The 11,710-nt window shown below is 72.4% G+C and carries 12 protein-coding genes; 9 read left to right on the forward strand and 3 right to left on the reverse strand.

Going from position 1 to position 11,710, the window contains the following annotated elements; genetic code table 11:
- Nucleotides 1–17: 17 nt before the first annotated feature.
- Entirely contained in the window at nucleotides 18–1,031 is a 1,014-nt protein-coding gene (ligD, locus tag CU044_RS32905; RefSeq protein WP_193564131.1) for a non-homologous end-joining DNA ligase, read from the reverse strand.
- A gap of 74 nt (nucleotides 1,032–1,105) precedes the next feature.
- Between ligD and CU044_RS32910 the strand changes: the two genes are divergently transcribed.
- The 5 genes from CU044_RS32910 (at nucleotide 1,106) to CU044_RS32930 (ending at nucleotide 5,706) form a co-directional block, all read left to right on the forward strand.
- Nucleotides 1,106–2,176 (forward strand): ATP-dependent DNA ligase, encoded by a 1,071-nt coding sequence (locus CU044_RS32910; RefSeq protein WP_129772395.1) that lies wholly within the window; start codon nucleotides 1,106–1,108, stop codon nucleotides 2,174–2,176.
- A 104-nt stretch (nucleotides 2,177–2,280) separates the two neighbouring features.
- Complete coding sequence (locus CU044_RS32915) at nucleotides 2,281–3,342, forward strand: NAD-dependent epimerase/dehydratase family protein (RefSeq protein ID WP_129772396.1); 1,062 nt, start codon at nucleotides 2,281–2,283, stop codon at nucleotides 3,340–3,342.
- Between the two features lie 218 nt (nucleotides 3,343–3,560).
- On the forward strand, nucleotides 3,561–4,304 hold the full coding sequence (locus CU044_RS32920) for a glycosyltransferase family 2 protein (RefSeq protein WP_129772397.1): 744 nt from the start codon (nucleotides 3,561–3,563) through the stop codon (nucleotides 4,302–4,304).
- Nucleotides 4,301–4,933: a DUF2064 domain-containing protein gene (locus CU044_RS32925; protein ID WP_129772398.1), complete on the forward strand. Its 633-nt coding sequence runs from the start codon at nucleotides 4,301–4,303 to the stop codon at nucleotides 4,931–4,933. Before CU044_RS32920 ends, CU044_RS32925 begins: the two co-directional genes overlap by 4 nt.
- Nucleotides 4,930–5,706, forward strand: coding sequence for a class I SAM-dependent methyltransferase (locus CU044_RS32930; RefSeq protein WP_129772399.1), 777 nt, complete (start codon nucleotides 4,930–4,932; stop codon nucleotides 5,704–5,706). The genes CU044_RS32925 and CU044_RS32930 overlap by 4 nt, the downstream gene beginning before the upstream one ends.
- Before the next feature lie 79 nt (nucleotides 5,707–5,785).
- Here the strand turns inward: CU044_RS32930 and CU044_RS32935 are convergent, their stop codons facing one another.
- Nucleotides 5,786–6,229, reverse strand: a complete 444-nt coding sequence (locus tag CU044_RS32935) for a YchJ family protein (RefSeq protein WP_129772400.1) — start codon at nucleotides 6,227–6,229, stop codon at nucleotides 5,786–5,788.
- 124 nt (nucleotides 6,230–6,353) lie between these two features.
- The gene (locus tag CU044_RS32940; RefSeq protein ID WP_129772401.1) at nucleotides 6,354–7,124 is read right to left on the reverse strand and encodes an IclR family transcriptional regulator; all 771 of its coding nucleotides are present in this window, start codon (nucleotides 7,122–7,124) and stop codon (nucleotides 6,354–6,356) included.
- Between the two features lie 164 nt (nucleotides 7,125–7,288).
- Between CU044_RS32940 and CU044_RS32945 the strand changes: the two genes are divergently transcribed.
- The 4 genes from CU044_RS32945 to chvE are packed head-to-tail and all read left to right on the forward strand — an operon-like array spanning nucleotide 7,289 to nucleotide 11,681.
- Entirely contained in the window at nucleotides 7,289–8,452 is a 1,164-nt protein-coding gene (locus CU044_RS32945; RefSeq protein WP_129772402.1) for a mandelate racemase/muconate lactonizing enzyme family protein, read from the forward strand.
- Entirely contained in the window at nucleotides 8,449–9,492 is a 1,044-nt protein-coding gene (locus tag CU044_RS32950) for an alcohol dehydrogenase catalytic domain-containing protein (RefSeq protein ID WP_129772403.1), read from the forward strand. The genes CU044_RS32945 and CU044_RS32950 overlap by 4 nt, the downstream gene beginning before the upstream one ends.
- Nucleotides 9,493–9,539: 47 nt before the next feature.
- On the forward strand, nucleotides 9,540–10,517 hold the full coding sequence (locus tag CU044_RS32955; RefSeq protein WP_129772404.1) for a hypothetical protein: 978 nt from the start codon (nucleotides 9,540–9,542) through the stop codon (nucleotides 10,515–10,517).
- A 57-nt stretch (nucleotides 10,518–10,574) separates the two neighbouring features.
- Complete coding sequence (gene chvE / locus CU044_RS32960; RefSeq protein ID WP_129772405.1) at nucleotides 10,575–11,681, forward strand: multiple monosaccharide ABC transporter substrate-binding protein; 1,107 nt, start codon at nucleotides 10,575–10,577, stop codon at nucleotides 11,679–11,681.
- Nucleotides 11,682–11,710 lie beyond the last annotated feature (29 nt).

Consider the following 11,710-nt stretch of genomic DNA (forward strand, 5'->3'; position numbering starts at 1 on the left):
AGGGGGCACATCCGCGTCTACGGTTCTTCTTTCCTGGCCCGGCTCGGCTGGACCCGCTTCGGCTCCCCCGGCATCTTCGGGTAGTCCGGCGGGTACGGCATGTCCCCGAGGCCGTGGTCGCGTTCGTACCGGTCGGCCAGCTCCAGCAGCCCTTCCAGGCTGTCCGGCCGGTCGGCCATCTCGGCGTGCAGATCGCCCACTTCGGTGAAGCGCACCGGCATCGTCGCCAGATCGAAGTCGCGCGGGGCGACGTCGTCCAGCTCGTCCCAGCGCAGCGGCGCGGAGACCGGGGCGTGCGGCTTGGGGCGTACGGAGTAGGCGGACGCGATGGTGCGGTCGCGGGCGGTCTGGTTGTAGTCGACGAAGATCCGCCGGCCGCGTTCCTCCTTCCACCACGCGGTGGTCACCCGGCCCGGCATCCGCCGTTCCAGTTCATGACCGATGGTGATGGCGCACCGGCGTACCTCGGTGAAGGTCCAGCGCGGCTCGATCGGTACGAACACATGGAGGCCGCGTCCGCCGGAGGTCTTGGGCCAGCCGTGCAGCCCCTGTTCGTCCAGGAACGCGTGGAGTTCGTGGGCGGCCGCGACCGCGTCCTTGAAGTCCGTACCGGGCTGCGGGTCGAGGTCGATGCGCAGCTCGTCGGGGTGGTCGGTGCGGCCCTTGCGCACCGGCCAGGGGTGGAAGGTGAGACAGCCGAGGTTCGCCGCCCAGAGGACGGCGGCGACCTCCGTCGGGCAGATCTCGTCGGCCGACCGGCCGCTGGGGAAGTCGATGCGGGCGGTGGGGATCCAGTCGGGCAGGTTCTTGGGGGCGCGCTTCTGGAAGAAGGACTCGCCGTCGACTCCTTCGGGGAAGCGTTCCAGGGTGGTGGGCCGGTCGCGCAGGGCGCGCAGGATGCCCGGCCCGACGGCGAGGAAGTACCGCGCGACATCCAGCTTGGTGAAACCGCGCTCGGGAAAGTAGATCTTGTCAGGGCTGGACAGCCGTACGGCCCTGCCGCCCGCTTCCAGCTCCACCGCTGCACCCATGTGCGCCACGGTAGGCCGGGCCCGCGCGGAGCGCATATCGGGCGGAGGCCGCTGTTCCCGAGCACAATCGGGGCATGGATCTGCCGGTGATGCCTCCCGTGAAACCCATGCTCGCCAAGTCCGTGGCGCGTATCCCGCCGGGGATGCAGTACGAGGCCAAGTGGGACGGCTTCCGGGCGATCGTCCACCGGGACGGCGACGAGGTGGTGATCGGCAGCAGGACGGGGAAGCCGCTGACGCGGTACTTCCCCGAGCTGGTCACGGCCCTGCGCGCCGAGCTGCCCGGACGCTGTGTGGTGGACGGCGAGATCGTGATCGTCCACGAGGACCGGCTGGACTTCGACCGGCTGACCGAACGCATCCATCCGGCGAAGTCCCGGGTGGACCTGCTCGCCGAGCGGACCCCGGCGAGCTTCGTGATCTTCGATCTGCTGGCCCTCGGGGACACCTCGCTGCTCGCCATCGCCCAGGCACGGCGCAGGGAGGCTCTGGAGGCCGCCTTCGCGGTGCTGCACCCTCCGGTGTATCTGGCGCCCGCCACGAGCGATATCGAGGTGGCCCGGGAGTGGTTCGAGCGGTACGAGGGCGCCGGTCTCGACGGGGTGATCGCCAAACCCCCCGATCTGCCGTACCGGCCCGACACCCGGTCCATGTACAAGATCAAGCACGAGCGGACGGCGGATGTGGTCGTCGCCGGATACCGCCACCACAAGAGCGGTCCCGTGGTGGGCTCGCTGCTCCTGGGGCTGTACGACTCCGCAGGCGCGCTCCAGCATGTCGGGGTGTGCGCGGCGTTCCCGATGAAGCGCCGGGCGGAACTGGTCGAGGAACTGGCGCCGCTGCGCATGGAGTCGGCGGAGGGCCATCCGTGGGCCGCGTGGTCGGAGGAGTCCGCGCACGAGAGCGCCCGGCTGCCGGGCGCGCCGAGCCGCTGGTCCGGACAGAAGGATCTGTCCTGGCTTCCGCTGCGGCCGGAGCGGGTGTGCGAGGTCGCGTACGACCATATGGAGGGCGACCGGTTCCGGCACACGGCGCAGTTCCGCCGCTGGCGGCCCGACCGTACGCCGGCGAGCTGTACGTACGCGCAGCTGGAGGAGCCCGTGCGGTACGACCTGACGGAGGTGCTGCGGGCGCCCGGCCACTGAGCGCACGGGCGCGGTCGGCCGTACGAGCGCAGCGATCTTACGGACCTGTGACGCCCCGGCGCGTGACCGCGCGTGGCGGCCGGGCGCCGCATAGCGTCCCCGGCATGCGTGTACTCGTCACCGGAGGCGCGGGCTTCATCGGCTCGCACATCGTCTCCGCCCTCGGCTCCTTCGGCCATCGGCCCGTCGTCCTGGACGCCCTGCTTCCCTCGGCGCACCCCGTCCCACCATCGCGTCCCCCGGAGGCGGAGTGGATCCAGGCGGACGTACGGGACGCGACGGCCCTGGCCGGCGCCCTGCGCGGTGTGGACGCGGTGTGCCACCAGGCCGCGATGGTCGGTCTCGGCAAGGACTTCGCGGACGCCCCCGCCTATGTGAGCTGCAACGATCTGGGCACGTCCGTGCTGCTCGCGGCCATGGCGGAGGCGGGTGTCCGGGATCTGGTGCTGGCCGGGTCGATGGTCGTCTACGGCGAGGGCCGCTACGACTGCCCCCGGCACGGCCGGGTCGCGCCGGGTCCGCGGAACGTGGCGGACCTGGACGCCGGGCGCTTCGAACCCGGCTGCCCGTCCTGCGGCGCGGAGTTGACCCCGGGGCTGATCGGCGAGGACGCGGCCACGGATCCGCGCAATGTGTACGCGGCGACGAAGCTGGCCCAGGAGCATCTGGCGGCGGCCTGGGCGCGGGCCACCGGCGGCCGGGCCGTCTCCCTGCGTTACCACAATGTGTACGGGCCGGGGATGCCGCGCGACACCCCGTACGCGGGGGTCGCCTCGTTCTTCCGCTCCTCGCTCGCGCGGGGCGAGGCGCCGCGGGTCTTCGAGGACGGCGGGCAGCGCCGGGACTTCGTCCATGTGCGGGATGTGGCGTCGGCGAACGCGCTGGCGCTGAGTGCCGTACGGGTCCGGGAGTCCGGCACGCTCAGCGCGTTCAACACGGGCAGCGGAGAGCCGCACACGGTCGGCGAGATGGCCGGGGCGCTGGCGGCGGCGCACGGCGGCCCCGGGCCGGTGGTCACCGGGGAGTACCGGCTCGGCGACGTCCGGCACATCACGGCGTCGTCGGAGCGGCTCAGGACGGAGCTGGGCTGGCGGCCGTCGGTCGGATTCGCCGAGGGCATGGCGGAGTTCGCCGCGGCGGGCCAGCGGGCGGCAGCGGTCCGCTGACCGCCGTGTACGTACGGCCGGGAGCGGTACGGCGCCCCGGGCCGGTCCCTCGGCGACCCCGGTGCGGCCCCGGCGGCCCCGGTGCGGCTCCGGCGACCTCGGTGCCTTCCGCGCGGAGCGCTGTGACCCGAACGGCCCGGGGCCGGTCGCCGCCCCGTGGATGTCCGTGTTTCGTAAGGCCTCACATCCCTTTTGTCGGTTCCCGAATTCATACGGTGATGGACGTGACCCCCTCCGAACCCACGACGGTCGACGTCGTACTCCCCTGCCTCGACGAGGCCCTCGCCCTGCCCTGGGTGCTTGAGCACATGCCGGACGGCTGGCGCGCGATCGTCGTCGACAACGGCTCCTCCGACGGCTCGGCGGAGATCGCCGCCGGGCTGGGCGCGAGGGTGGTGCGTGAACCGCGGCGCGGCTTCGGGGCCGCCTGCCACGCCGGACTGCTCGCCGCCGAGGCGGAGTTCGTCTGCTTCTGCGACTGCGACGCCTCCCTCGACCCCGGTCTGCTCCCCGCCTTCGTGGCGGAGATCGCGGCGGGCCGGGCCGATCTGGTGCTGGGCCGCCGCCGGCCGCGGACAGGCGGCGCCTGGCCCGCCCACGCGCGGGCCGGGAATCTGGCGCTGGCCCGGATGCTGCGCCGCAGAACCGGTCTGCGGCTGCGGGACCTCGGCCCCCTGCGCGCGGCGCGCCGCGAGGCACTGCTCGGACTCGGTCTCACGGACCGCCGCAGCGGCTACCCGCTCCAGATGGTCGTACGAGCGTCCGACGCGGGCTGGCGGGTGGTGGAACGTGACGTGCCGTATCTGCCGCGCACCGGCAGGTCGAAGGTGACCGGCACCTGGCGCGGCACCTGGCAGGCGGTGCACGACATGCGCGGGGTGCTGGCGGAGCCACCGGCCGGGCGGGCGACGGACGGACCGCGCGCCGGGCGGGACGGGACGAGCCGGGCGGGTGTCCGATGACCACTCTCCTCGTGCTGGCGAAGGCGCCCGTGGCCGGGCGCGTCAAGACGCGGCTCACACCCCCCTTCCGGCCGGAGGAGGCCGCCCTGCTCGCGGAGGCGGCGCTGTGCGACACGCTCGCGGCGGTCCTGGCGGCGCCCGTACGACGGCGGTTGCTCGTCCTGGACGGTGTTCCGGGAGACTGGCTGCCGGCCGGGATCGAGGTCATACCGCAGTCGGGCGGCGGCCTGGACGAGCGGCTGGCCGCCGCCTTCGGACTCTGTACGGGGCCCGCCCTGCTCGTCGGGATGGACACTCCTCAGCTCACCCCGGAACTGCTGGCCCCCGCGCTCGCGGCCGACGCGTGGCAGGGCTGTGACGCGTGGTTCGGGCCCGCTCTGGACGGCGGGTTCTGGGCGCTCGGCCTCGCCGTGCCGGATCCCGCGCTGCTGCTGGGCGTACCGATGTCGGTGCCCGAGACCGGGGCCGTACAGCGCGCGCGGCTGCTGGACGCGGGACTCGCCGTACGGGATCTGCCGCCGCTGCGCGATGTCGACACCGCGCGGGACGCCACGCTGGTCGCGGCCGAGGCACCGGACAGCCGGTTCGCCGCGGCTCTCGGCCGGCTCGCCGGGGCCGGGGCGCGATGACCACCGCCGAGACCACCGCCCAGGCCCACACCCCGGCCCACACCCCGGGCGCGGCCCGGCCGTCCCCGGCGGGCGCCCTGCGGCAGCGCCGTACGGCTCCCTGGCAGGCGGACCCGTACACCGACGCGCTGCGTACCGGCCGCGGCCCTCTCTTCCTGCGGCGCGCCGACGGCTGGCTGCTGCCGCTGGAGGTGGAGCGCTGGTGCGCGGAGCCCGACAGCGCGGATCTGACGGTGCTCGAACGCTGCCGGGGCACCGTGCTCGACATCGGCTGCGGCCCCGGCAGGCTCGTGGCGGCGCTGGCGTCACGGGGCCGCCCCTCCCTGGGCATCGACATCAGTCCCGCGGCCGTGGCGCACGCCGTGCGCGCGGGCGGCAGCGCGCTGGTGCGGTCGGTCTTCGATCCGCTGCCGCGCGAGGGCGGCTGGCACACCGCGCTGCTCATGGACGGCAACATCGGTATCGGCGGGGACCCGTTGGCGCTGCTCTCCCGGCTCGCGGGGGTGGTCGGCAGGGCCGGTTCGCTGATCGTCGAGACGGCCGCGGCCGGGATGGACGCCGAGCTGGACGAGCGCGTGCGGGTACGGGTCGACAACGGCAACGGCGCCCCGGGCGAGGCGTTCTCGTGGGCCCGGGTCGGCCCCCGCGCGCTCATACGGCACGCCCGCGCCACGGGCTGGGTCCCGTCCGAGCAGTGGACGGCGGCGGGCCGCCGCTTCGTCACACTGGAACGTCCGGACCCCGGCGCCGCGCGCGGGGCGCACACCCCTTAGAGCCCGTTCCCGGTCGGCGCTCGGACGTACCCGGCGCGACGCGTGCCGGGGTATCCCCGGCGGTGGCCGCCGCTCCGGCTCAGACGTGGTCCACGTACACCCAGGCGCCGTCGTGGCGCACGAACCGGCTGCGCTCCTCCAGGACATCCGGACCGCCCGGCCGGGTGAAATGGGCCCGGAAGGTGACCGTGCCCGTGGTGTGGAACGGGCTGCCGTCGGTCGTGTCGAGGATCTCCAGGCCGGTCCACCGCGTCGCGGGATCGAGATCGACGGCCGGCGGGCGGGTCGCCGGGTCCCAGGAGCGGAGCAGATACGCCGCGTCGAGGACGGCGAAGGCGCTGTAGCGGGAGCGCATCAGCAGTTCGGCGGTGGGCGCGGTGGCGAGGCCGGCGTGGAACCGTCCACAGCACGCGCCGTACGGGGCGTCCAGCCCGCAGGGGCAGGGTGAGTCGGCGGTGACGGCGGACCTGCCCGATCGGCTGGGGCGGGCGGAACGGCTGGGGCGAGCGGGACGTCGGGCCATGCGCCCATTCTCGCCGCCCCGATCCCGCGCGCCTCACACAGGGCCGTCTCCCCCGGGGCTCTCCCCCGGGGCCGAATCTCCCGAACCGAATCCCCCGGAGCCGTTCCCCCATGTCACCGCCGGGTCATCGCTGCCCGCGGTGTCCGAGCCGTGCCGAGAGCGCGCCCGCGCCCTTCACGGCGAGCCGGGCGAGCTCCTCCTCGCGCGCGTCGCTCCACCGGATCATCGGTACGGAGATGGACAGGGCCGCGACGACCCGGCCCGCGCTGTCCCGTACCGGCGCCGCCACACAGCTCACATCGGGGTTGGACTCGCGGTGCTCGACGGCGACGCCGCGCTCCCTGATCCCCGCCAGCTCCGCCCGCAGCACCTCCGGATCGGTGATGCTGGCGGGCGTCATCGCGGTGAACTCGTGCCCGGCGATACGGTTCTCCAGCTCGGCGCCGGGCAGTGAGGCGAGCAGCATCTTGCCGACCGAGGTGCAGTGGGCGGGCAGCCGGCGGCCGGCCGCCGAGACCATCCTGACCGCGTGCGTGGAGTCCACCTTCGCGATGTAGATGACATCGGTCTCCTCCAGGATCGCGACATGCACGGTCTCGTCGCACGTCTCGGCGATCTCACGGGCGACCTGCCCTCCCTCGGCGGCGAGATCGAGCTGTTCCGCGTACCGGCTGCCGAGTTGGTAGGAGCGCACACCGAGCCGGTAGCGGCCGGGCTGCCCCGGGACGGCCGCCAGATACGAGCGGGCCGCGAGCGTGGTGAGCAGTTCGTGCACGGTGGTGCGCGGCAGTTGGAGTTTCCTGATGACATCGGGCGCGGAGAGCGTGCCGTCGCCGTCCAGGAACAGTTCGAGTATGTCCAGGGCCCGCGTCACCGCGGGGACCAGCCGTCCCACGATCGCTCACCCACCCCTCTTGTTCGGTACTTCGGCCACCGGCCGGAATCACGAACAAAGGCTAACCGTCGCACGCCCCATTGACACCCTCGGAGTGCCTGAATACCGTCACGCCACGATTTCGAACGGGTGACGAAATATCGAACAGACGAGGGGCAACTGCCGTGCGCATCACGGGAATCAGCACACACGTGGTCGGTACGCCCTGGCGTAACCTCACGTATGTCCTCGTTCATACGGACGAAGGGCTCACCGGGGTCGGCGAGACGCGGATGCTCGGCAGGACGGACGCGCTGCTCGGCTATCTGCGCGAGGCCGAGGCCAACCACGTCCAGGGCTCGGACCCGTTCGCCGTCGAGGATCTCGTACGGCGGATGAAGTACGGCGACTACGGACGGGCCGGCGAGATCGTGATGTCGGGCATCGCGGTCGTGGAGATGGCCTGTTGGGACATCAAGGGCAAGGCGCTGGGCGTGCCGGTCTGGCAGTTGCTCGGCGGCAAGGTCACCGACCGGGTCAAGGCGTACGCCAACGGCTGGTACACCACGGAACGGACCCCCGAGGCGTACCACGAGGCGGCCGGGGCGGTGATCGCGCGCGGCTACCGGGCCCTGAAGATCGACCCGTTCGGCACCGGCCACCTCGAGCTGGACCGGGCGGCGTCGAACGAGGCGGTGGCGCTGATCGAGGCGGTACGGGACGCGATCGGGCCCGACGCGGAGCTGATGCTGGAGATGCACGGCCGGTTCAGCCCGTCGACCGCCGTACGGCTGGCGCGCGAGATGGCGCCGTACGACCCGGCCTGGCTGGAGGAGCCGGTGCCGCCGGAGAATCTCAGGGCGCTGGGGAAGGTCGCGGCGAAGGTCGATCTGCCGATCGCGACCGGTGAACGGATCCATGACCGGATCGAGTTCCGTGAGCTGTTCGAGTCGCAGGCCGCCGACATCATCCAGCCGGACGTGGGGCACATCGGCGGCATCCTGGAGACCCGGAAGCTGGCCGCGACCGCCGAGACGCACTACACACTGATCGCCCCGCACAATGTCGGCGGTTCGGTGCTGACCGCCGCGAGCCTTCAACTGGCCGCCTGCACACCGAACTTCAAGATCCTTGAACACTTCAATGACTTCGCGGACGCGGAGATCAAGAAGGTCGTCACCGGCGCTCCTGAGGTCGATCCCGGGACAGGGTGTTTCGAGGTGTCGCACGCGCCGGGCCTCGGGGTCGAGTTCGATGTGGCGGCGGCGGCCGAATTCCCGCAGCAGCACGCGCGGTTCGACCTGTGGGCCGAGGGCTGGGAGAAGCGCGACCCGAAGGCGCCGCGGTGAGCGGCGCCGCGGCGAGCGGCCATCCGGCGACCGGCCGGGCGATCGTCGTCGACCGGCCCGGCGTCCACCGGCTGGTGCGCGGTCCCGCGCCCGTCCCCGGGCCCGGCGAGGTGCGGGTACGGGTCGCCGCCGCCGGGATCTGCATGAGCGACCGCGAGGTGTACGACGGCCATCGCGACGCGGCCTATGTGCGCTATCCGGTGACGCCCGGCCATGAATGGTCGGGGACGGTCGACGCGGTGGGCGAGGGCGTCGACGCGCGGCTGGCCGGCCGCGCGACGGTCGCCGAGGGGTTCCGGTACTGCGGGACCTGCGCGCGGTGCCGGGCCGGTGAGACCTCGCTGTGCGCCGCCGGCTACGACGAGACGGGCTTCACCGTTCCCGGCGCGTTCGCCGACCATGTCGTGGTGCCCGCACGGCTGTTGCATCCGCTCGCCGATGACGCGGACCTGCGGGCCGCCGCCCTCCTGGAACCGGCCGCCGTAGTGGCGGCCGCGGTACGGGCAGGCCATCCGGAGCCGGGTGAGCGGATCGCGGTCGTGGGCGCGGGCACGCTCGGGCTGCTCGCCGTACAACTGCTCGCCGCCTCCTCCCCCGCCGAGCTGGCGGTGATCGATCCGCGGACCGAACGGTCGCTGACGGCAACGGAGTTCGGCGCGACGCTGACCGGGACCCCCGAGGACGCGAAGGAGCTGCGCGGCCGGTACGACCTGGTGGTGGAGACCGCCGGGGCACCGTCCACGGCGGCCTCGTCCTGTCTGCTGGCCCGGCGCGGCGGCCGGGTGGTGCTCACCGGGATGTTCGCTCCCGGCGCGACCGGGATCGATCCCGTACCGCTGACGCTGAATCAGCTGACGGTACGGAGCGTCTTCGGCGCTCCGTCCGCCGCCTGGGCCTTCGCCGTTCGGGCGTTCACCGCCGGGCTGCTGGCCCCGGCTCCGCTGATCACCCACGAGTTCCCGCTGGAGCGGTACGGCGAGGCCGTGTCCCTGGTCGGCGGCGGCGCTCCCGGCACCGGGAAGGTGCTGCTGCGCCCCTGACCCGGATCCGTACGACAACGCGCACCACTGAACCGGAGGACTCGTCCGTGACCGACGTATCAGCCCCCGCTCCCCGCCGCCCCGGCGCCCCGGCGCTCGCCTCGCTCGGACTGGCCGCCCCCGAACCCCGCTCCGTGGACGCCTCCCCGCACGCCTTCCCCGACGGCGGCCGCTGGCGTACCGAGATCCCCTCGGTGGAGGGCCCCGAGAGTCTGGCGGAGGTCCTGAAGGAGTCCACCCGTCTCGAAGTGCCCATCCACCGCGTCAGCCAGGGCAGCGGCGTCTGGATGCTCTCCGACGCCGAGATCACCGAGATGGCCGGCGCCTGCGCGGCCCGCGACATCGAGCTGTGCCTGTTCACCGGGCCGCGCGGGACATGGGACACCGGCGGCTCGGCCCGTACGGACTCCGGCGGCGCGGGACCGCGCGCCCGTGGCCATGACGGCCTGGCCGGCTGTGTCGAGGACGCCCTGCGCGCGACCGGACTCGGGGTGAAATGCCTGCTCGTCGCGGACGAGGGCGTGCTGTGGACCCTGCACCGGCTGCGTGCCCGGGGCGTGCTGCCCGCCGACACCACGTTCAAGGTGTCGGCGCTGATCGGCCCGGTCAACCCGGCGTCGTACGCGGTGTTCGAGCAGCTGGGCGCCGACTCGATCAATATCCCCTCGGATCTGGCGCTCGCGCATGTCAGCGAGATCCGCCGGACGAGCCGCGCGCCGATGGACCTCTACATCGAGGCGCCCGACGATCTCGGCGGCTATGTGCGGATGTACGAGACGGCGGAGGTGATCCGGCGCGGCGCCCCGCTCTATCTCAAGTTCGGACTGTCGAAATCGCCCGGAATCTATCCGTACGGCGCCCAGTTGCGGGACACCGCCCTCAGCAGCGCCCGTGAACGGGTCCGCCGCGGCCGGCTCGTCCTCGATCTCCTCATCCGGCATGGCGCCGACGGCGGGATGTCGCCGCTCGGCTCCCGGCTGCCCGGTCCGCTCAGCCGCTTCCCCCAGCCCCCGGACCCGTCATGACCCCGGACACGTCATGCCCCGGACCGGCCACGACCCCAGACAAGGACTGATGCCTCCATGCGCACTCGCCGAGCCGCACTCGCCGTCACCGCAGTCTCGCTCGTCCTCTCACTCGCCGCCTGCGGGCAGAGCAGTGAGGGCGGCAGCAAGGACGACACGAAGGACAGCGGGGGCTCCACCATCGGTATCGCGATGCCCACCAAGTCGTCCGAGCGCTGGATAGCCGACGGGGCGAACATGGTCGCCCAGTTCGAGAAGCTGGGCTACAGGACCAATCTCCAGTACGGCGAGGACAACGTTGCCCAACAGGTCGCCCAGATCGAGAACATGATCACCAAAGGCGTGGACGTCCTGGTGATCGCGGCCATCGACGGCCGGGCCCTCAGCGACGTCCTCCAGCAGGCGGCCGACCGGAACATCGAGGTGATCTCGTACGACCGGCTGATCCTCGGCACGGAGAACGTCGACTACTACGCGTCCTTCGACAACGAGAAGGTCGGCGTCCTCCAGGCCACGTATCTCCTCGACAAGCTGGGGCTGAAGGACGGCGGCAAGAAGGGCCCGTTCAACATCGAGCTGTTCGCCGGATCGCCGGACGACAACAACACCCGTTACTTCTTCGACGGCGCGTGGAAGACCCTCAAGCCGTTCATCGACAGGAAGCAGCTCGTCGTACGGAGCGGCCAGACCAAGCTGGACCAGGTCACCACCTTGCGCTGGGACGGCGGCACCGCGCAGAAGCGGATGGACGACCTGCTGACCGGGGCATACGGCTCACAGCGGGTGGACGCGGTGCTCTCGCCGTACGACGGCATCTCCATCGGCATCCTGTCGGCGCTCAAGTCGGACGGCTACGGCACCGCCGCCCAGCCGTATCCGCTGGTCACCGGGCAGGACGCGGAGGTCGCCTCGGTCAAGTCGATCATCGCGGGCCAGCAGACGCAGACCGTCTACAAGGACACCCGCGCGCTCGCCGAGCAGGCCGTGCGGATGGCGGACGCCGTACTCCACGACAAGAAGCCGGAGGTCAATGACGAGAAGACGTACGACAACGAGGTGAAGGTCGTCCCGGCCTATCTGCTGGACCCGGTCAGCGTCGACAAGTCCAACTACCGCGCGGAGCTGGTCGATTCCGGCTACATCAAGGCGAGTGACCTGACGTGACCGCCCACACCGGCGGACCGGCCCCGATC

It is taken from the genome of Streptomyces sp. L-9-10 (assembly GCF_004151105.1).
Classification (GTDB): Bacteria; Actinomycetota; Actinomycetes; order Streptomycetales; family Streptomycetaceae; genus Streptomyces.